The organism is Alteromonas sp. ABV2_168 (assembly GCF_056161165.1).
In genome coordinates, this window is record NZ_JBSWYQ010000015.1 from 46,851 (window position 1) to 67,153 (window position 20,303).

General features: G+C 49.6%; 19 protein-coding genes. 1 reads left to right on the forward strand and 18 read right to left on the reverse strand.

Annotation, left to right across the window (positions count from 1 at the left end):
* Nucleotides 1-7: 7 nt before the first annotated feature.
* From ACXAH4_RS19015 to flhA, 9 genes are read right to left on the reverse strand one after another with little or no spacing between them, the layout of a single operon-like run.
* Complete coding sequence (locus ACXAH4_RS19015) at nucleotides 8-772, reverse strand: ParA family protein (RefSeq protein WP_119500586.1); 765 nt, start codon at nucleotides 770-772, stop codon at nucleotides 8-10.
* A 22-nt stretch (nucleotides 773-794) separates the two neighbouring features.
* On the reverse strand, nucleotides 795-1,943 hold the full coding sequence (locus ACXAH4_RS19020) for a protein-glutamate methylesterase/protein-glutamine glutaminase (RefSeq protein WP_474883009.1): 1,149 nt from the start codon (nucleotides 1,941-1,943) through the stop codon (nucleotides 795-797).
* Nucleotides 1,944-1,968: 25 nt separating this feature from the next.
* Entirely contained in the window at nucleotides 1,969-4,254 is a 2,286-nt protein-coding gene (locus ACXAH4_RS19025; RefSeq protein WP_474883010.1) for a chemotaxis protein CheA, read from the reverse strand.
* A gap of 12 nt (nucleotides 4,255-4,266) precedes the next feature.
* Nucleotides 4,267-5,013 (reverse strand): protein phosphatase CheZ, encoded by a 747-nt coding sequence (locus ACXAH4_RS19030; RefSeq protein ID WP_474851050.1) that lies wholly within the window; start codon nucleotides 5,011-5,013, stop codon nucleotides 4,267-4,269.
* A 34-nt stretch (nucleotides 5,014-5,047) separates the two neighbouring features.
* On the reverse strand, nucleotides 5,048-5,431 hold the full coding sequence (gene cheY, locus ACXAH4_RS19035) for a chemotaxis response regulator CheY (protein ID WP_119500582.1): 384 nt from the start codon (nucleotides 5,429-5,431) through the stop codon (nucleotides 5,048-5,050).
* Between the two features lie 47 nt (nucleotides 5,432-5,478).
* A complete protein-coding gene (locus ACXAH4_RS19040; protein ID WP_119500581.1) occupies nucleotides 5,479-6,207 on the reverse strand; it encodes an RNA polymerase sigma factor FliA in 729 nt (242 codons plus the stop codon).
* Nucleotides 6,204-7,070 (reverse strand): MinD/ParA family protein, encoded by an 867-nt coding sequence (locus ACXAH4_RS19045; RefSeq protein ID WP_119500580.1) that lies wholly within the window; start codon nucleotides 7,068-7,070, stop codon nucleotides 6,204-6,206. The genes ACXAH4_RS19040 and ACXAH4_RS19045 overlap by 4 nt, the downstream gene beginning before the upstream one ends.
* Complete coding sequence (gene flhF / locus ACXAH4_RS19050; RefSeq protein ID WP_474883011.1) at nucleotides 7,067-8,512, reverse strand: flagellar biosynthesis protein FlhF; 1,446 nt, start codon at nucleotides 8,510-8,512, stop codon at nucleotides 7,067-7,069. The genes ACXAH4_RS19045 and flhF overlap by 4 nt, the downstream gene beginning before the upstream one ends.
* A 29-nt stretch (nucleotides 8,513-8,541) precedes the next feature.
* Nucleotides 8,542-10,644, reverse strand: a complete 2,103-nt coding sequence (gene flhA, locus ACXAH4_RS19055) for a flagellar biosynthesis protein FlhA (RefSeq protein ID WP_119500578.1) — start codon at nucleotides 10,642-10,644, stop codon at nucleotides 8,542-8,544.
* Between the two features lie 238 nt (nucleotides 10,645-10,882).
* Between flhA and ACXAH4_RS19060 the strand changes: the two genes are divergently transcribed.
* Nucleotides 10,883-12,700 (forward strand): sensor domain-containing diguanylate cyclase, encoded by a 1,818-nt coding sequence (locus tag ACXAH4_RS19060; RefSeq protein WP_474883013.1) that lies wholly within the window; start codon nucleotides 10,883-10,885, stop codon nucleotides 12,698-12,700.
* Between the two features lie 13 nt (nucleotides 12,701-12,713).
* Here the strand turns inward: ACXAH4_RS19060 and flhB are convergent, their stop codons facing one another.
* From flhB to ACXAH4_RS19105, 9 genes are all read right to left on the reverse strand, one after another.
* Nucleotides 12,714-13,838 (reverse strand): flagellar biosynthesis protein FlhB, encoded by a 1,125-nt coding sequence (gene flhB, locus ACXAH4_RS19065; protein WP_474851047.1) that lies wholly within the window; start codon nucleotides 13,836-13,838, stop codon nucleotides 12,714-12,716.
* Nucleotides 13,839-13,846: 8 nt separating this feature from the next.
* Nucleotides 13,847-14,629 carry a flagellar biosynthetic protein FliR gene (gene fliR / locus ACXAH4_RS19070; RefSeq protein ID WP_119500575.1) on the reverse strand — a complete coding sequence of 261 codons (783 nt, stop codon included), beginning with the start codon at nucleotides 14,627-14,629 and terminating at the stop codon, nucleotides 13,847-13,849.
* Between the two features lie 12 nt (nucleotides 14,630-14,641).
* On the reverse strand, nucleotides 14,642-14,911 hold the full coding sequence (fliQ, locus tag ACXAH4_RS19075; RefSeq protein WP_119500574.1) for a flagellar biosynthesis protein FliQ: 270 nt from the start codon (nucleotides 14,909-14,911) through the stop codon (nucleotides 14,642-14,644).
* A 10-nt stretch (nucleotides 14,912-14,921) separates the two neighbouring features.
* Nucleotides 14,922-15,689, reverse strand: a complete 768-nt coding sequence (fliP, locus tag ACXAH4_RS19080) for a flagellar type III secretion system pore protein FliP (protein WP_303574368.1) — start codon at nucleotides 15,687-15,689, stop codon at nucleotides 14,922-14,924.
* Entirely contained in the window at nucleotides 15,676-16,095 is a 420-nt protein-coding gene (gene fliO, locus ACXAH4_RS19085; protein ID WP_474844845.1) for a flagellar biosynthetic protein FliO, read from the reverse strand. The genes fliP and fliO overlap by 14 nt, the downstream gene beginning before the upstream one ends.
* 28 nt (nucleotides 16,096-16,123) lie before the next feature.
* The gene (fliN, locus tag ACXAH4_RS19090; protein WP_119500572.1) at nucleotides 16,124-16,531 is read right to left on the reverse strand and encodes a flagellar motor switch protein FliN; all 408 of its coding nucleotides are present in this window, start codon (nucleotides 16,529-16,531) and stop codon (nucleotides 16,124-16,126) included.
* 27 nt (nucleotides 16,532-16,558) lie between these two features.
* Nucleotides 16,559-17,617, reverse strand: a complete 1,059-nt coding sequence (gene fliM, locus ACXAH4_RS19095) for a flagellar motor switch protein FliM (protein ID WP_474844666.1) — start codon at nucleotides 17,615-17,617, stop codon at nucleotides 16,559-16,561.
* A 12-nt stretch (nucleotides 17,618-17,629) separates the two neighbouring features.
* Entirely contained in the window at nucleotides 17,630-18,187 is a 558-nt protein-coding gene (gene fliL / locus ACXAH4_RS19100; protein WP_474844665.1) for a flagellar basal body-associated protein FliL, read from the reverse strand.
* A gap of 85 nt (nucleotides 18,188-18,272) precedes the next feature.
* The gene (locus tag ACXAH4_RS19105; RefSeq protein WP_474883015.1) at nucleotides 18,273-20,258 is read right to left on the reverse strand and encodes a flagellar hook-length control protein FliK; all 1,986 of its coding nucleotides are present in this window, start codon (nucleotides 20,256-20,258) and stop codon (nucleotides 18,273-18,275) included.
* Between the last annotated feature and the right edge of the window lie 45 nt (nucleotides 20,259-20,303).

Consider the following 20,303-nt stretch of genomic DNA (forward strand, 5'->3'; position numbering starts at 1 on the left):
AGGTGACTCACTGCTCCAGTTCATCTAACAATTTGGTGTAGGCGTAAACGCCCCGTGCTTTCGGATAGACAACAGACGCAGGCGACTGCGCCTGGCTGGCATCACGGAAGCGGGTATCCACAGGAATCATCCCGTGCCAAACCTTATCACCGTAATCTTCGTTCAGTTTTTGTAGTGCCTGAATAGCCGCATTAGTCCGGCGGTCAAACATAGTCGGCACTATCAATGTATCAAATTCTTTTCTTAACGAACGACCCATAATCTCAAGTGTATGGATCATCCGGTCAAGGCCCTTTAATGCCAGAAATTCGGTCTGCACGGGCACAATGACTTTATGGCATGCAGCCAGCGCATTAACCATCAACACGCCCAGAACCGGCGGACAATCCAGCAATACGTAGTCAAATTCGTTGCGTACAGTATCCAGTGCTTTTTTGAGAATAAGCCCCATACCGTTTTGCATACCCATTTGCCTGTCCAGCGTGGCAAGTGCCATTGAGGCAGGCAAAATATACAGACTGTCTAATTTTGTCGGACATAAACAGTCAAGCACTCTATCGGCAGTAATCTGTTCATGATTAATAAAAATATCGTAAACAGAAGCATTTAGCTCCTCGGCATCCATACCAAAATAATAACTCAGCGATGCATGAGGGTCGGTATCAATAAGCAGAACGCGCTTTCCCTGTTGCGCCAGAATGCCGCCCAGCGTCACGGTGGTAGTGGTCTTCCCTACCCCGCCTTTCTGGTTAGCAATCGTCCATATTTTCAACCTTCAACTCCTGCTGACTGAACTATTTCTGCATCATTTCCGTGAGTATGCACGAAGCGATATTATCAATGGCTATGCTCTTTTCTGCGATGTTCGCTTTCGCTACCGCTTGTGGCATACCGTATACCACACAGGTGTCCTGATCCTGCGCCCACACTTTGGCGCCTTTACGGTGAAGTGCTTCACAGCCTTCACGTCCGTCAGACCCCATGCCCGTCAGAATAATACTCAGTACATCGCCGCCGTAAATATCCACCAGACTGTTAAGTGTAATATCCACACTGGGTTTGTAGGTATCTTTCTCATGTTCATGGGCATCACGGATAACAATATTTGGCAGTGACATAGACTCCACCACCATTTGCTTGCCCCCGGGCGCAAGATAGGCACAACCGGGTTTAAGTATATCCCCGTGTTCAGCTTCTTTTACCGAAATCTCGCAGTTATTGTTCAGCCGCTGGGCAAACGCATTTGTAAACGTGCCGGGCATATGTTGAACCAATAAAATCGGATAAGGAAAGTTAGCCGGCAGCCCTGACAGCACTTTCTGCAGTGCCACCGGACCACCTGTAGAAGCCCCGATGGCAAGACATTTATACCGTTTTCCTGATGCCTTAACTTTAGAAACAGTAGGCTGGGATGCGGTCTCAGTACGTCCGGTGAGAATAGACGAGCTTTTAAAAAACGTCGACTTGGGGGCATTGGCAGGCATAGGAGGAGCGGGCTTTGCCACATGCTCTTTTCTGGAGATAACAGGGCGGCGTATGCCAACTCCCCGTCGCGCCAGTAAACGTACTTTGGTCCGTAGTAAGCCAACAGCTTCTTTACGCTCTTTAGAAATTTCCTCAAATTTTTTCGGCAGAAAATCCAGCGCACCGGCCTCAAGCGCATCCAGAGTTGCCTGCGCGCCGGCATGTGTCAGAGACGAAAACATGAGAATAGGTACAGGGCGTTTCTGCATGATCGCTTTTACAGCGGAAATGCCATCCATCACCGGCATTTCCACATCCATTGTCACTACGTCGGGTGACAACTTAATCAGCATATCCAGTGCTTCTTCACCGTTTTTGGCTTCGCCAACAACCTCGAGTTCTCTGTCCTCATCCAGAATTTCGCGTACACGACGACGATAAAACGTCGAATCGTCCACAACAAGGACTTTAAAAGCCATAGTAATGATGTTCCTTTAATTGCGACTATGACCTGCGCGCATATCGCTTAAGAAGACTCGGGATATCAAGAATTAACGCGATTCCGCCATCCGATGTAATGGTTGCACCAGCCATACCTGGTGTACCTTGTAATAAGGCATCCAGAGGCTTGATCACCACTTCTTCCTGACCAATCAATGCATCCACCACGAAGCCCACCTGCTGCGTACCAATTTGTACTACAACAACATGACCTTTTTCTTTCTCGATATTTTTCGGGCCGCGGATAAGCCATTCACCAAGGAAGAATAACGGGATAGCCTTAGAGCGGACGATCATCGTCAACTGACCATCTACCGTATTGGTTTTCTTGATGTCCATATTGATAATTTCGTTAACAGCACCCAATGGCAATGCAAAGGTTTGCTGACCGACAACAATCATCAGAGTTGGCAGGATTGCCAGCGTTAACGGTACTTTGATTTCTAACCGGGTACCTTTGCCCAGATGAGAATCAATATTTACAGTACCATTCAACTGGTTGATTTTGGTTTTAACCACGTCCATGCCCACACCACGACCGGAGATATCACTGATCTCTGTCTTGGTTGAAAAGCCCGGCGCGAATATCAGATTAAACGCTTCCACGTCAGACATACGGGCGGCCGCATCAGCATCAAGCACACCACGACTGATAGCGATTTCTTTCAGCTTTTCCGGATCCATCCCTTTACCATCATCGGTGATAGTAAGCAGGATATGATCGCCTTCCTGTGATGCAGCCAGTTTCACTGTACCCATGCGCGGTTTACCCGCATTAGCACGGTCATCCGGCATTTCGATACCATGGTCGACGGAGTTACGTACCAAGTGAACCAGGGGATCGGCCAGCGCCTCAACCAGGTTCTTATCCAGATCCGTTTCTTCCCCTTCAAGCTCAAGGGTAATTTCTTTTTTCAAGCTACGGGCAAGGTCGCGGACAACCCTGGGGAAACGACCGAAGACTTTCTTAATGGGCTGCATGCGGGTTTTCATTACCGCGCCCTGAAGATCACCGGTCACCACATCCAGGTTCGCGATAGCCTTCGACATATCTTCGTCATTGGTATTAATACCAAGGCTTAACAAGCGGTTACGAACCAGCACCAACTCACCGACCATATTCATAATCTGGTCAAGGCGTTTGGTGTCTACCCGAACAGTAGTTTCTGCCTGCGGGGCCTTTTCTTCTTTTTTAGGTGCAGCTTTGGCAGCAGGCGCTGCGGGCTTTGAAGGTGCAGCGGGTGCGGCTGGCGCAGCCGGAGCCGATTTTGCGGCCGGAGCAGGTGCCGCAGCTTTAGCAGGTTGAGCCGGCTTGGCAGGCTCTGCAGGTTTAGACTGTTCCGCTTTGGCAGCCTGAACGGCTTTGGTTGCCTGAGTGTCTACTTCAACACCACCGGCAATGCCGGGTCCCTGACCTTTACCGTGTAACTGGTCAAGCAAAGCTTCAAATTCGTCATCGGTGATTTCGTCACCGTCAGAACCGGATGCAGCCTGTTCCGCTGCCGGAGCTGCGGCCGCTGGTGTAGCGGCAGGTGCGGCATCGCCACCAAACTGTCCTTTACCGTGAAGCTCGTCTAACAGAGCCTCAAATTCATCATCGGTGATATCTTCACCATCTCCGCCTGCCGCTGCTGCCGGAGCGGGCGCAGGTGCAGCTGGCTTAGAAGGTGCATCTACTGACGGTCTGCCGGGCGCACCGGAACCATGCAGCTGGTCCAGTAATGCTTCAAATTCATCTTCGCTGATATCTTCAATGCTGTTATCACCGGCAGGCTCTGCAACAGCGGCGGCTTCCGGTGCAACCGGTACCTCTTCAACTATCAGCTCAGGTTCTTCTGCTACCGGCACTTCTTCTGCCGGTGCTGCCGTTTCCCCGCCAAAAATATTTTCGCCGGGGGCTTCTGGCTTGCTCAACTTATGCAGAACATCAACAAGATTTGAATCAGCGGCTTCGAGTGGTTCACGGGCTTTTACCCGCTCAAACATTTCCACTACGACGTCTGTCGCTTGCAGAATGACATCCATTAATTCCGGCGTCAGTGTACGCTGGCCATTACGCATTACGTCAAAGACGTTTTCTGCGCCGTGACAAATCTCAACCAGTTCAGTCAGAGATAAGAAACCTGCGCCACCTTTTACCGTGTGATATCCACGGAAAATCGCGTTGAGGAGGTCAGCGTCTTCCGGATTATTCTCCAGGTCAACTAACTGTTCCTGTAATTGTTCCAGGATTTCTCCGGCTTCGACCAGAAAGTCCTGTAATATATCCTCATCAACATCAAACGACATTCATTCGCTCCCCTAAAAACCAAGGCTCGACAGGAGATCATCCACGTCATCCTGGCCTTGTACTACGTCATCCCGCTTCTCAGCGTTCATGATTGGCCCTTCCGCTTCAACAGCGTCCGGCTTGTTCGTGGTGCTCTGTGCTTTAACAGGTGCATCCCGTTCACCGAACACGGTCAGCATGTTCACAAGGCTGTCTTCGACTTCTTTCACCAGGTCAATCACTCTGCGAATAACCTGGCCTGTCAAATCCTGATAACCCTGTGCCATTAATACTTCGGTCAAAAGGCTGTTAAGTTTAGAAGAATCTTTCGACATGTCCTTAAACAGGGCGTCGATATCCATACATAAACTCTTGAATTCACCGAGCTCAATCTGACGGGTCATAAGCTTTTGCCATTCAGGCTCAAGCGTTGTGATCCGGTCTGATAAAGATTCAGCAATGGGCATACAGGACTCTACAGCGTCCATTGTAGTATTAGCCGCTTTTTCAGTTTCTTCAATAACGTAGGTGAGACGCGTTTGCGCATCAGGAATATCATCATTAGCCAGACCAGCAATTCGCTCGTCTAACTGGAAGGTGTTGAGGGCGTCATGAAGTTGACGGGTTAGTTTGCCAACTTCAGCAAAAAGTTCGACAGACTCTTTGGCAGATACAGCTTCAAGCAGGGCGTTGGCGGAATCGTCATCGCCCTGCTCAAGATATGCTACCAGCTGTTTTGCTTCTTCGAGCGAAATAGGGACTTTTTTAGTAGGAGACATCCAGTAATCCTCTTCTCTGGCGGGAGCGGCTGGATCAACCTAAACGCTCAAAAATCTTGTCGAGTTTTTCCTTAAGTGTAGCGGCTGTGAAAGGCTTCACAACATATCCGTTTACACCTGCCTGTGCTGCAGCAACGATTTGCTCTTTTTTCGCTTCAGCTGTCACCATCAATACTGGCAAGTGCTTGAGTTTGTCGTCTGCACGAATAGCGCGTAACAGGTCGATACCCTGCATACCTGGCATGTTCCAGTCGGTCACGACAAATTCAAAGTCGCCTTGCTGGAGCATGGGGAGGGCCGTACTTCCATCGTCAGCTTCCTGAATATTGGAAAATCCAAGATCTTTAAGCAGGTTCTTTATGATTCGTCTCATAGTAGAGAAGTCGTCTACTACAAGAATTTTCATACTCTTGTCCAAAATAGCCTCCGGTGAGGATTATCAATCGTTATTAATATTAGTATGTTTTATTCTTCTGCCTGCCATGATTGCATTCGGGCTTTTAGTTTTAACATGGCCTGGCTATGAATCTGGCTGACCCTTGACTCACTGACTTCAAGAACTTCACCGATTTCACGTAAATTCAGTTCTTCATCATAGTACAGGGACAGTACAATTGCTTCCCGTTCAGGTAATGTTGTGATGGCATGCGCCAACGCCTTTTGAAACGCCCCCTGCATTAAATCTTCGAGGGGTGAATCATTACCTTTATTCTGTTCTGTGCTGATTACATCTTCTGACACACCCAGGTCTTCAATACCGACAAGTTTACCGGCATTCACCTCGTTAAGCATTTGATGATAATCATTAATACTGACATTTAGCTTAGCAGCAATTTCTGTATCACGCGCGTCTCTGCCAGTTTCTCTTTCAACTTGTGTTATGGCTTCCGTAATAGCACGGCTATTTTTATGCACTGAACGGGGTGTCCAGTCGCCCTTACGGATTTCATCCAGCATAGCACCACGAATACGGATGCCTGCGAAGGTTTCGAAACTGGCCCCTTTCGAGCCGTCGAAATTTCTGGCTGCTTCAAGCAATCCGATCATCCCTGCCTGAATCAGGTCATCCACCAGCACACTGGCAGGCAAACGCGCCATCAGGTGATGGGCAATACGTTTTACAAGGGATGCATGGCGCTCGACCAGCTGCGACTTGTCGGTCTGCTGCTGGTAAGCTGCCGCTTTACTATTCAACGTTGGCTTCCTACTGCTTGCTTCGTCACCAGTTGTTCAATGAAAAATTCCAGGTGACCACCCGGCTGAGCCGGTACCGGCCAGTTAAGCGCTTTGGTGGCTAACTGACTAATCGCGACGGCCGCAGGAGAACCGGGAAATGCATCCACAATAGCGGTTTGCTTTCTGACTGCCCGACGAATATTTTCGTCGAAAGGTACAGTTGCCACCAATTCTAGTGCCACGTCCAGGAATCTGCCTGTCACTTTTGATAACTTGCTGAATAATTCCTGCCCTTCACGGATGTCCCTAACCATGTTTGCCACAATTTTAAAACGGAACACGCCGTGCTCACGGTTTAAAATTTTAATCAATGCGTAGGCATCGGTCAGAGAAGTCGGTTCGTCACAAACCACGACCATGATGTCCTGCGAGGCACGGGAGAAACTCAATACCATATCGGAAATACCGGCAGCGGTATCTACAATCAGCACGTCAATCTGCGACCGCAACTCACTGAAAGCACGGATTAATCCGGCATGTTCTGTGGGCGATAACTCAGTCATTGCCTGAGTACCTGAAGTCGCCGGAGCGATTTTAATACCGTGAGGTCCGGTTACCAGAACATCATCAAGTGTGCATTCACCGGATAATACGTGAGAAAGGTTCTTCTCAACACGCAGACCCAGCATGACGTCAACGTTCGCTAATCCTAAATCGGCATCGAGTACCATGACCCGCTTACCTTGCTTAGCCATAGCAATCGCCGTGTTTAATGTAATGTTGGTTTTACCAACACCACCTTTGCCGCCGGTAACGGCAATAACCTTTATGAGGCGTGATTGATTCATCTTTCGTAAGCTACTCGCTTGATCTTCGATCATACTGCCTGAACTGAATTAACTTCATGATTACGCTTAGTATGATTCAAACCGTACTTTTTATAAAGCTTTGCAGCGGCAGATACGAGAGATTTTGCATCAGCAACTTTAATATCTTCAGGTACCTGCTGCCCGTCGGTCACATAACTAACTGGCAATTGCTGTTCAACAGCAACACTTAAAACCTCACCCAAACTGTAGCATTCATCAACTTTCGTGAAGATACATCCGTCAAGCTTAACGGAATTATACGCTTCAATGATGCGTTGCAATGCAGGATATTGGGTATTTGCCTGCGCAACCAGGTATTTACGGACAGGTTGCATTTGTCCGTGATTAAATTGACCAAGTTGCTTAATTAAACGACTGTCGCGCTGACTGAAACCAGCCGTGTCTATTAATATTAGACGCTTATGGCGTAACTGGAAGAGAAGTTCGGCTAATTCTTCACTGCTTTGAGCCTTCCTTGTGGTACAGCCAATAATTTTGCCATACGTTGCCAGCTGTTCATAAGCGGCAATACGGTAGGTATCGATAGTGATCATAGCCACCTGATCAGCACCGTATTTTTGCGCATAGCGTGCTGCTAATTTAGCAACAGTCGTGGTTTTGCCTGTTCCCGTTGGACCAACAAGAGCAACCACACCGGTTTGGGTCAGGATATCATTACCGGAAACATTAAGGCGATTAGCCAAAAGGTTGAGAAGATAAATCCACGCTTCCCGCTCGGTGTATTGAGAAGGGGTGTAATGCACCAGTTGCTCAGCCAGTGAAGCACTCAGCCCCATACCGGTTAAACACTGGGACAGATAGCTGTGCACGGGACGCTGACGCTGCTTTTTAGCATCCATCAAGTCTGCGACCTGATATTGTAAAACGCTGCGAAGAGAAGCCAGTTCCTCTTTTATCGCATCCAGCTCACTGGCCGGGGCACCGGAAGACTGCTGACTTTCCGCCGCTTTAAAGTCGGGATTCATTTGAGATACCGGTGCAGGCTTGTGTTCTTTTGCAGAAAATACATCCGCAAATGAAAACGCCTCTTCGTCGTGAGATACAGCGGGTTGCGGATTGACTCTACGGGTATCTCCGGCGAAGGCAGACGATGTTTGTGGTGCAGGAGAAACTGCGGGGTTCTGACGGTCACTTCCGGCAGCCGCAGCTTTTTCTGCAACCTGCTTTTCAAGTAACGCCCGTAAGGTATCCGGACCGTCGTCACCGATAATTTCGCTGAGGCTTGGCGTCGCCTTCTGTGCAGCCGGTTTACCGGCTTCATGGCGGGTGTTGAGTTTTATTTTCGCTTCCGGCTCTTTATCGTAAGCGGCGACCAGCTCTATACCGTCTGCCACTTTGCGATTCGACATGATTACGGCATCACTGCCCAATTCTGCTTTTACCTGGCTTAATGCTTCCCGCATATCTTTGCCAAAAAACCGTCTGATTTTCATCTCAACCTCTTCACTCACCCGGCGTCAGATTATTGACCCACAGAGCTGACAATTTTGATTTGTTTGTCATCAGGGATTTCCTGATAAGACAACACATGCAGGCCAGCTACCGAATACTTCAGGAAGCGTGACAGCACAGGTCTTAACATGCCTGACGTCAACAGTACCGCAGGCTCGCCATTCAGTTCTTGTTGTTGTGCGGCCTGTTGCAGGGATTGCTGGAGCCGGTCTGCCAGTCCCGGTTCGATGCCGGCGCCGTCTTCTCCTCCTGCCTGAAGTGACTGGTGCAACATCTGTTCCAACTCTGGTGCCAGAGTTATGACAGGCACTTCTTTCGCTCCCTGACTGATTTCCTGCACAATCAAACGCTTCAGCGCAATACGCACTGCCGATACCAGCACATCCGGATCCTGACTGCGGGGGCCGTATTCCGATAAGGTTTGAACGATAGTACGCATATCGCGGATGGGAACGCCTTCGAACAACAAGGTTTGCAGTACTTTTACTACGGTGCTCAGCTGCAGAATATCGGGTACCAGCCCTTCCACCAGCTTAGGACTGGATTTCGCCAGCATATCGAGAAGTTGTTGAACTTCTTCATGACCGAGTAACTGGTAGGCATTGTTGCTGAGTAACTGACTAAGATGTGTCGCTACCACGGTGGCCGCATCCACTACTGTATAACCAAGGGTTTGCGCATGCTCCCGCTGATTCGGCCGTATCCACACGGCATCCAGTCCGAAAGCGGGGTCTTTAGTCGCCCGTCCTTCCAGCTTACCGAACACTTGCCCGGGGTTAATCGCCAGCTCTTCATCATGACTGATTTGCGCATCGCCGATGGTCACACCCAGCATGGAGATCGTGTAAGCATTCGGGTCGAGATCCAGATTATCGCGGATGTGCACCGGCGGAACCAGAAAGCCCAGTTCCTGAGACAGTTTCTTCCGCACACCTTTTATACGTGTAAGCAATTCGCCGCCCTGTGATTTATCCACCAGCGGAATGAGCCGGTAACCTACTTCAAGGCCGATAGTGTCAACTTGCTGTACGTCATCCCAACCCAGCTCTTTAATTTCCGGAGCAGGCTGGTCAGCACCGCCTTCCATTTTGGCCGGCACAGCCGGTTTTTCTGCCGCTTTCTTCGCCTGCACACCCTGCCAGTATGCATAACCGGCAGCAATAGCAGAGAATCCCAGAAAGGCCACGTGGGGCATGCCGGGCACAATACCCATGACAAACAGCACCGCTGCGGCAATATACAGAGCCTGCTGATTACCCAGCTGTGTCCGGATTTCCTTACCCATTTCCTGAGTTTCGTTTTCGCGGGTGACGATAATTGCCGTTGCCACCGACAACAACAGGGATGGGATCTGGGCAACCAGACCGTCACCGATGGTCAGAATAGTGTAAACTTCCAGTGCATTTCCGAAGGACAAGTCATGCTGAATCATGCCGATAAATAAACCACCGACGATGTTAATCATCATGATGAACAAACCGGCTACCGCGTCACCTTTAACGAATTTTGACGCACCGTCCATCGAACCATAGAAGTCTGCTTCTGCAGTGATTTCTTCACGGCGCTTGCGGGCTTCATCCTGATCGATATAGCCGGCATTCAAATCGGCATCAATGGCCATTTGCTTACCGGGCATGGCATCAAGTGTAAATCTGGCGCTAACTTCAGATATACGGCCGGCACCGGCTGTCACTACTTTGAAGTTGATAATGAGCAGGATGGCGAATACCACCACACCCACCGCATAGTTACCACCAATAACCACGGCTCCGAAGGCTTCGATTACCTTCCCCGCAGCATCGCCGCCTTCATGACCATACAGCAAAACGACCCGCGTCGAGGCAACATTCAATGCCAGCCGCAACACCGTAGCAATCAGCAAAACCAGGGGGAATATACCGAAATCCACCGGCTTTTGGGTGAATACAGCCACAAGAATAATGACCAGACTGAGGGCGATGTTAAAACTGAAAAGAACATCGAGCAGAAAGGGCGGCATTGGCAAAATAACCATGCCCATGATCGCCAGCAAAACGACAGGCGCCCCCAGACCACTGGTGATATTTTGAATCTGATTTTTGTCGAACCGCTGCAGATAGCCGGATAGCTGCATAAAATTTGCTCTCGCTAACAGAAAATTGACGCTTACTTCGTGTCTGTCAGTCTCAGTTCAACTAATGTGCCAGTTTGAAAATGTTTGCCAACGTGCGCCCACCGGTGTTTTTTGAACTATAGTTAAACCGGATGAGACATGCTCAGGGCAACATGTGCCGGAATACCCGTTAAAACAGCGATGTATTGCATTTAAGAATTATTTTTTTCCTGTTGTCGCCGCGACAGGCCTGATATTTATGTCTGATTGCACCTTTGCGGCACCGGCACAGGTATCTGCGCCCGACGATGCGGTTATCCGCGTCATTAAGTCTTTTCATCAGCACCCGCAGGAAACCGTGCTCGGTCTGGAAGAGATGCTTGATGATGTCCTACCCGAATATACGCCTGCCACTATTCAATATCTGCTGTCGTACTTTTACATGAAACTGGGTGATTTCAGCCGCTCAGAGTCTCTTCTGGAACAGGGGCTTGAAAACGTAGATCAAATAGGCGAACCGTTGCTCTATCACCGTTTACTGCTGCAAAAATCGCAACTTTACGAAAAAACAGAGCGCCAGGTACTGGCGCTGCATTATGTTGCTGTCGTCAGAGAGTGGGCACAGCAGCAGACTGTCACCCAGCTGTACATAGGTGCATTGATGACAGAAGGATTAATTCAGCAATCATTACAAAATCGTGAGGCCGCGCTGACAAAGCTGATCATTGCCCACAGAATTGCATCGGAGAACGCTACTCAAATCCCGCCTGCTCACATAGCCGGTCTTATTGCATCGGTATTTCAGCAGGCTGAACAGTACGACAATGCCCTTCCCTATTTGCAGGAGGCACTGGAATTTGCCATCGCCAGGCACAACCGGGTTAATCAGCAAAACCTGTTACACAAGCTTGCTCTTTCTTACTTCTCAACGGGCGACGAAATTGCAGGGCAGCGTTACTTTGACGAAGCGATGACCATTGCCCGTGAACTGGCAGACAAAAACGCACAGGTTGAATTACAACTTCTTGACGCTGACAGGCTGATGAAAAAGAAAGCCTTTGCAGAGGCACTGGCTATTTACCAGCACTTAACAGCGATTCAGGAAGTACTGCCGTCGGAACAGTATTACGGGGACATTTTACGGGGCTTATCAAATGCCCATTATCATACCGGCAACTTCGGCACCGCACTGGATACTCTGGCCCGCGCAGAAACGATCTCCGCATCCGCTACGCCCAAAGAAATGATTGAGTCACGGTTACTGGAATCAAGAATTCAGGCGGCGTTAGGCAACTACAGCGAGGCTTATCAAACTCTTGAAGACGCACGCAATAAACAAGTAAAACGCCTGAATGAAATCAGTGCTGAGAAGCTTTTCAAACTGCAGACTCTTTTCGACGTTGATAAGAAAAGTCAGGAAAATGCCGCCCTCAAAGCGATGACAAAAGCTCAGGAATTGCGGATTAAAACAGAGCGTCAGCGGGGCTTCTTTATGATATCGGCGCTCGTTTTGCTTTTCAGTCTGTGCGTGGCACTGGTTATTTTGCAGAAAAAGCGCGCCAGGTATCAGCATAAACTGGAACAGATTGCGATGACTGACAGCCTGACATCTCTGCTAAACCGCCAGCATACCTTTAAATTACTGGAAGAACAGGCTGACATCGCCGGGGCCTGCGGCAAAAAGCTTGCTGTCGCCCTTCTCGATATCGATTTATTCAAACAGGTAAATGATAATTTTGGTCATGCTGCCGGTGATGAAGTATTACGTACCTTTGGTGCTCTGGTCAGAGACAATTTCAGAAAAACCGATATTACAGGCAGAATAGGCGGTGAAGAATTTTTACTCATATTTCCTGATGCGGATATTACAGAGGCAAAAGCTGCTACAGACAAATTCAGAGCAGCCCTGAAAGCGGCAGGTAATGCGCTTCCCTATGCATTGGGCCCGCTCACGGTATCCGGCGGGATAGGATACGTTACCGGACCGGATACGATGGCCGCAGAACTGGAAGCCATCGACAAAGCATTATATCAGGCCAAAGAAAAAGGCCGCGACGCCATCATTACTGTAGATTAAAGTACTGACGGGTTTACCGTCTGAGTTCAGGTGGGATCGGCAAGTCTTTCTTAAGTGGTTTAGGCCGTTTGCCTTTACCCGCCTTAAATGCCCGCAACTGATACACATACGCCAGTACCTGTGCCACCGCCATGAACAATTTGTGGGGAATTTCGTGCTCAACTTCAGTGGAATAATAAATAGCCCTTGCCAGCATGGGTGACGGCACAACAGGCACTTCATGGGCACCGGCAATTTTACGGATGTGCATGGCAAGTTCATCAATCCCTTTTGCTACCACCACAGGCGCTCTGCCGCCATTATCATCGTATTTAAGCGCCACGGAATAGTGCGTCGGGTTAGTCACAACCACATCCGCTTTCGGTACTTCCTGCATCATCCGGCGGGCTGCTGCCTGATATTGCAGGCGACGTATACGTCCTTTCACCTGAGGATCACCCTCGGCATTTTTACGTTCGTCTTTCACCTCCTGCTTTGACATTTTCATTTCTTTGTTGTGCTTGTACAGCTGGTACGGCACATCAAAAATAGCGATGGGGATCATGCCCAGTGTCAGCAGGAAAAACGCCCATTCGAGCATATTCAGTGCGTGGAACAAATTATTCGGGTACAGCTCAAGGTCAAGATGCAGTGCTTCATCCTGAAAGTACGTTAATGACACCAGCGCCATGGCACCGATTACAAAGAACTTAGCAATGGACTTAAGCAGTTCCACCAGGCCATTAATACCGAACATGCGCTTAAAGCCGTTTAGCGGATTCAGCTTATTCATTTTCGGCGACGCCGATTCCCAGGTGAAATTGTATCCGCCCAGCGCAATAGAGCCGTAAATACCGGCGGCCATCGCCACGACCATGTACAGTAAAACAGGCGCTGCCACCGCAGAAAAACCGTAAACCCAGGCTCCAAACATGTGAGTTGCGTCATAGGTTTGGTCGCGGGAAAGCTGGAACATGTTTTTCATCATGCCGAAAATAGCCTGTGCGATGGTGCCTCCCATGACAAGAAACATGACGCCACTGACCACCAGAACCAGTGTCGTAGATAACTCTCTGGACCGTGCCAGCTGGCCTTTTTTTCGTGCGTCGTCGAGTTTTTTCCCCGTGGGGTCTTCTGTTTTTTCCTGTTCGTCAGCCATCGTCTACCTCACACGGGACAGATCATCAGCAACTCGCACATGAATTGCTGAGCACGTTGCCACTGGGTGGCAAAGTGGGACGTAAAGTTATCGAGGGTAATCCAGATAATGATTAACCCCATGATTTGCGCAATGGAAAAACCAATGCTGAAAATATTTAACTGTGGCGATGCTTTAGTCATCACCCCGAACGCAAGATTCACGATCAGTAGTGAAACGATGGGCGCCAGCGATAACGTAATCGCAGACACAAACATCCAGCCGCCCCATTCTGCGATATCGCGGAACTGATCTGCTGTCCACCAGGCTTCGCCGATGGGAAATGCATCAAAGCTGATAACAATCATCTGGATCATGGCAAGATGGCCGTCAACGGTCCAGAACAGTAACGTCGCCAGGATCAGGTAAAACTGACCGACTGCCGGCACGTTAATTCCGTTTACCGGGTCGACAATGGAGGCGAACCCCAGACCGGTTTGCATGGCGATGATCTGACCTGCCAGAACAAAGGTGTTCAGGACCATCATAGAAATAAACCCGATGGCGATTCCAATCAGCAACTGCTGAATAACCATCAGAAAAGATCCTACGCCGACCAAATCGTCCACGGGTACCGGTTTAACGACCGGCATAATCACCAGGGTCAGAAAGATAGCCAGCAGGGCTCTCACCGACTGGGGGATAGATTTGGCACTTAATCCAATCATGGCTGCAAACATGCCGCTGATGCGCATAAACGGCAGCAACATATCAGCCAGAAACTGATTAATGGTAGATAAATCCACGTTCACGGAACGTAACCTTTACCCGACGACCTGAGGGATTTGATTGACCATATGAAAGGTAAAGTCCATCAGTTGCTCCACCAGCCAGTTACCTCCCCACGCCAGAGCCAGCAAGGTCACGATAAGTCTGGGCAGGAAACTCATTGTCTGTTCGTTAATTGATGTGGCCGCCTGAAATACTGCCACAATCAGACCCACAATCATGCTGGGCACAATCACCGCAGACACCAGCAGGATAACCATAAACATGGATTCACGGAGAATCTGAACAAAGACTTCAGGTGTCATGTGTTGTCTCCTAAACGCCCATGCCGAAACTGGTTGCCAGGGTGCCGAATATCAGATTCCAGCCATCCACCAGTACAAACAGCATTAATTTGAAGGGCAGTGAAACAATCATCGGCGACAGCATCATCATACCCATCGCCATAAGAATGGATGCCACGACCAGGTCGATAATGAGGAAAGGAATAAACAACATGAAGCCGATTTGAAATGCGGTTTTCAGCTCGCTGGTCACGAATGACGGGATAAGAATGGTCAGCGGCACATCTGCAGGTTCATCATACTTGTCTTCATCGCCGGCAATACGGACAAAGGTTTCCAGATCTTTCACCCGGGTTTGTGACAACATAAACGCCCGCATGGGTTCTGCTGCTTCTTCCAGCGCCTGGCGGGAGGTCATTTCCTCGTTCAGATAAGGTTGCAGGGCGCGCTCGTTTACCTCTTCAAACACCGGCGTCATGATAAACATAGACAGAAACAGGCTCACGCCGATAAGAATTTGATTGGAAGGAGACTGTTGCAGGCCGATGGCCTGACGGAGAATGGATAATACTACGATAATGCGGGTAAAAGACGTCATCATCATAATAAACGCAGGAATAAGGCTCAGCGCAGACATGATGAACAATGCCTGCAACGTCATTGAATAATCCTGCGTGCCGTCCGCATTGGTGGTCACAGTGACAGCAGAAATCCCCTGCTGGGCACTGGCAGGCAGAGCCAGAAGAAATAACACCGGACAGAGTGTCAGAAAACGGCATAACCATTTATTGTTTATCATTGCCCTCTCCTTTCACTGCCGGATTCATGGCGCCAGCCATAGCTTTAACCAGCTTCTGACGAAAATCGGCACCGTTATTCTCCTGTCCGTTTCCGGCAGGTGCTAATGGCGTTTCCAGTTTACTGAGATGATTGATGTTGTGAGCAGTAACGCCGATGAGATGCTGCTCGTCACCCACCTGAATAACCATAATGCGCTCTTTGGCACCGGCCATCATGCTGGCAACCACTTTCATCTGCCCATTCGCAGCATGAGTGACATTAAACCGGCGCATAAGCCAGGCGAGGGAAAATATAATGCCGACAACCACCAGCAATGACAGGAAAATTGACAGTACAGACGTGGGATTAGTTATTGACTGGGTGCTTTGAGCACAGGCCTGATGGCTAAATAACAGGGGCAGCAGAATGCAACCCCCTGTTTTAGAAAGCGTTTTAGCGAAGCTTTTTGATTCTCTCGATTTGACTGATAACATCCGTTAACCGAATACCAAACTTATCGTTGACCACTACTACCTCTCCATGAGCAATCAACGTGCCATTTACCAGAACATCCAGTGGTTCACCGGCCACCCTGTCCAGCTCGACCACGGAACCCTGGTTCAATTGTAGCAGGTTACGGATGCTTATCTGGCTGCGTCCCACTTCCATAGAAATGGTCACAGGAATATCTAAAATGGTATCGAGTTTCTTTTTCTCTTCCTGAGTAATCGGCGCATCATCGGTCAGCTCATCTAATTCAGCAACCTGAACGTCATCGCCACCTTCACCTTCGCCCGCTTCAGCATCAGCCTGCTCGGCCATGGCTGCGGCCCAGTCGTCCATTCCGTCATTATCACTCATGACTTTGCCCTCTTACTAAGATCGTCACTACAGATCTTCTTCAAGTACTTGCAGCTCAGCGTCGTTATCAATAACGCGCCCGCCGCGGGTTAATAATTGCAGTTCCGATTTCACCGACGTCGGACGCGGGATCTTATCGGAAATCTTCAGTGCCAGCGCATCTCTGGAGCGTCCGAGCTTAGCCCGGAACGTGGGGAGATCTTCGATCAGCACAGTAATGTGCTCCGGCATTTCCACCGGAATGATATCCCCGGCTTTAAATTCCATAATTTGACGCAGAGGCACGTCCACATCCAGCATATGCGTAGTTAATGCCACTTTTACGTCAAGGATTTCGTCACGCAGTGCCTTACTCCAGCGTAAATCGGTGTCTTCTTTATCAGATTGCACACCGGCATCGAGTAATTCACGAATAGGTTCCAGCATGGAATAGGGCAACGACACGTGGAAGTCACCACCGCCGCCGTCCAGTTCTATGTGGAAAGAACTGATAACCACCACTTCCGTGGGGCTGACAATGTTAGCCATGGCCGGGTTAACTTCAGAATCCAGATACTCAAAAGAGACATCCATGACCGGCGCCCAGGCTTCTTTGTAGTCTTCGAAAATAATTTTCAGCAACATCTGAATAATACGCCGTTCAGTAGGCGTAAATTCGCGACCTTCGATTTTCGCATGATAGCGGCCATCACCACCGAAGAAGTTATCCACCAGAATAAACACCAGCCGGGCTTCCATGGTGATGAGCCCCGTTCCTTTCAACGGACGGAAGCGCACCATGTTCAGACTCGTGGGTACAAACAGCGTGTGAATGTATTCGCCGAATTTGATCATCTGGATGCCGTTAATAGAGACTTCGGCAGACCGTCGCATCATGTTAAACAAGCTCACCCGCAAATGCCGGGCAAAACGCTCGTTAACAATTTCCAGCGTTGGCATACGGCCACGTACAATCCGGTCCTGCGAGGAGAAATCATATTCCAGCGCAGATCTGTCGGAGGGTGCGTCCGATACATCTTCTTCTTCGACATCATCGACACCGTGTAAGAGCGCGTCAATTTCGTCTTGTGATAATAAATCGCTCACTGTGATAACCCGTTATTGCATCACGAAACCTGTGAACAATACCTGTTCAACCACTTCTGACCCTGTATATTCCTTCATGGCCGACTGTACTTCTTCAAGGGCTTTTTCCCGCAATTCGATTTTACCTGCTTCTGTGACCAGATCATCGGCATTACTGCTACTGAATACCTGCAATAAACGCCCCTGGATAAGCGGAATATTCACTTTCGCAGTTTCTTCATTATCAGTGCCCCTGACCAGCAACTGAATTTTAATCTGTACCGTACGCTCACGGCCACTGCCCGGAATATGGAACAGTAAGGGTTGCGGTAAAGCAACATACAAGGCTGTTCCCACTTCCGCTGAACCTGATGCCGGAGCAGCTTCCGGTGCTTCGCCTTCACCTTCGGCGGCTGCGCCCTCTTCATCTTCAGCTAATGCTTCTGCTGCAGGCTCATCACCACCGGCAAACAGAAAGAAATAAGCGCCGGCACCGCCACCAATCAATACCACAGCAATAATGATGATCAACATCATCTTACTTTTCTTGCCGCCACCTTCTTCTTCGATTTGTAACTCTTCATCAGCCATTGCGCTTTCCCCGTTAACCATTTTGGCGAGTATTATGGTGAATTACAGACAATTGGCAATAACCATTGCGTATGTCTGCTCATGGTTAAGCATAGTCATCAATTCCGCCCTGTGCCTGGCGGGTAAGCGATTGTTCTGTTACTTGTGTGTCTTCGCCGGCTTCCTGTGCAAGCTGGCCATTTCCGCCCCCCTGCTGACTGCCTTCACCACCTTCACCGTTGCCGCCTTGTTGTTGCTGACTGACAAAAGATTCACCCAGATTAATTCCCTGCTCTGCCAGCATTTCACGCAGCCGTGGCTCGGCCTGAGCCAGAGCATCTCTGGCCTGCGCTGACTGTACGACAAAGTTTACCGTCGCTGCGTCACCGGATACATTCACCCGCACCTGCATGCTGCCCAATTCCGGCGGATCGAGGCGGATTTCCGCCATGGAATTTCTGGCATTGACCATCCAGCGTACTTTCTCAGCCAGTTGCTGCTGACCTTCCGGTTGATGAATATTCACCGGCTTGTCTGCATCAGCGACCTGTTGAGCGGCTGACCGTTCAGTCCGGGCCTGCTGAATATCAGCTACGGTAGTATCTGAGCCCGAATGAAGTGATGCCAGAGCTGTCACTGTGGTGCCCTGCGCCAGTTGCGAAGCGGTCCCCGTAATGGCAGTGAGTTGTCTCATTTCAGTTTGCAGCATGACCTCAAGGTTCTCCACCGGCGCCACCCCGGCTTCTTCTATGGCACCGGCAATCATCGCTTCCAGCGCTGATTGTTGTTCACTGCCGCTTTGCAACTGAGCCTGAAACTGCTTAACAGCGTCGATGACGCCTTGTTTTACCTCTGCTTTCTGACCTTCACTGGCGTTATCGGGTAACATAGCCACCACCTTATCAGCCAGGTTGTCTGTCACCAGTGTCTGTGATTCTTCTGATGATGACGCCAGCATTTTGGCAAACTCGCCGGCTGCACTTTGTGCGACAATACCCGCTTCAGCATTCGCAGATGCACTGTTGTTCAGTGTTTGCTGTTCTTTCCCGCTTTGTTGATTATCCGCACCGGATTCGCCGCTCATTTCTGCTTTCATCAGAGAAACCAGCAAGGCAGCTTCTGCTTCCAGTTCACTTTCAGTCAGTCCGGCATTTTCAGCATTCTCTGAGGCCGCTTTGTTCACACCTTTGCCTGACGCCTTATTCATAGCAGCAATCATGGCGGCAGCCAGCTTCATTGCCTCTTCATCTGAGATTTCTGCATCCCCGGCGGCAGCGCTTTCCTCTTCCTGTGCGGCAATCAGCGCATTGGCGGCTTCGGTGAGGGCATCAGCAAGGGCCTGTAATGACTCACTGCCGTCAACTTCATTGCTTTCACCCGTTCCGGATTGCGTTTTTTGCGCCTCTTTCAAGCTGGCGATCAACGCTTCAAGCTCATCACTGCCGTTACCGGCAAACAGTTCTTCGCCGCTGATCAATGCGTCAAGGTGCAGTTCCTCCGGCAACGCTTCAACACTGGTAGCCAGAGTGACATCACCTTCTACCTGTGCACCGGTGTTAAGTTCACCTTCGTTCAGACGCCGCACGGCATCAACAAAAGACAGCCAGTCTGTGGCATCACCGGATTCGTCAGTGGCACTCTGCGTATCTGCAGAGGCGGTGCTTTCCACGTTTGTTTCTGACTCAGCCTCTGCTGCTACAGCGGCATTTGCGTCACCGTTTTCAGATGCATTACTTTTCTCAACGTCTGCCTTTTCTTTAGCAGATTGTTTTGCGGCAGTTTGCGCAGATTCAGTCACTTTGTGTTCGTCTGCCACATGGTTTTTATTCCGTTCCATGGGCTCACGGCTTGTTTGTGAATCACGGGAGGAGACACTGCGTTTACTGTCCGCGGATTTGGCGTCTGTAGTATTGTCAGGACGCAGGCTGGCAGAAGAGGATTTTCTTGCTTGCTCTGCCGGTGTGGCAGCGCGGTTAAACACATCAGCAAAGGCCTGTTGCTGTCCGTCAGACGTCGATACACCGGCGGATGTATCGATATCTATCGGCAAAGCGGCAATTTCTGAACGCTGAGTGGCAACTTGTTGCATCATAATCTTAATCCTCTTCCCGGAAACCCCGTATTTCTGTCAAAAAAC

What these genes read in the sequence shown, in the direction of transcription:
- ACXAH4_RS19020 (WP_474883009.1), bottom strand. Translation starts at nt 1,943, where the DNA reads ATGGCTTTTAAAGTCCTTGTTGTGGACGATTCGACGTTTTATCGTCGT.
- ACXAH4_RS19025 (WP_474883010.1), bottom strand. Translation starts at nt 4,254, where the DNA reads ATGTCGTTTGATGTTGATGAGGATATATTACAGGACTTTCTGGTCGAA.
- ACXAH4_RS19030 (WP_474851050.1), bottom strand. Translation starts at nt 5,013, where the DNA reads ATGTCTCCTACTAAAAAAGTCCCTATTTCGCTCGAAGAAGCAAAACAG.
- ACXAH4_RS19045 (WP_119500580.1), bottom strand. Translation starts at nt 7,070, where the DNA reads ATGATCGAAGATCAAGCGAGTAGCTTACGAAAGATGAATCAATCACGC.
- flhF (WP_474883011.1), bottom strand. Translation starts at nt 8,512, where the DNA reads ATGAAAATCAGACGGTTTTTTGGCAAAGATATGCGGGAAGCATTAAGC.
- flhA (WP_119500578.1), bottom strand. Translation starts at nt 10,644, where the DNA reads ATGCAGCTATCCGGCTATCTGCAGCGGTTCGACAAAAATCAGATTCAA.
- ACXAH4_RS19060 (WP_474883013.1), top strand. Translation starts at nt 10,883, where the DNA reads ATGTCTGATTGCACCTTTGCGGCACCGGCACAGGTATCTGCGCCCGAC.
- flhB (WP_474851047.1), bottom strand. Translation starts at nt 13,838, where the DNA reads ATGGCTGACGAACAGGAAAAAACAGAAGACCCCACGGGGAAAAAACTC.
- fliQ (WP_119500574.1), bottom strand. Translation starts at nt 14,911, where the DNA reads ATGACACCTGAAGTCTTTGTTCAGATTCTCCGTGAATCCATGTTTATG.
- fliP (WP_303574368.1), bottom strand. Translation starts at nt 15,689, where the DNA reads ATGATAAACAATAAATGGTTATGCCGTTTTCTGACACTCTGTCCGGTG.
- fliN (WP_119500572.1), bottom strand. Translation starts at nt 16,531, where the DNA reads ATGAGTGATAATGACGGAATGGACGACTGGGCCGCAGCCATGGCCGAG.
- fliL (WP_474844665.1), bottom strand. Translation starts at nt 18,187, where the DNA reads ATGGCTGATGAAGAGTTACAAATCGAAGAAGAAGGTGGCGGCAAGAAA.
- ACXAH4_RS19105 (WP_474883015.1), bottom strand. Translation starts at nt 20,258, where the DNA reads ATGATGCAACAAGTTGCCACTCAGCGTTCAGAAATTGCCGCTTTGCCG.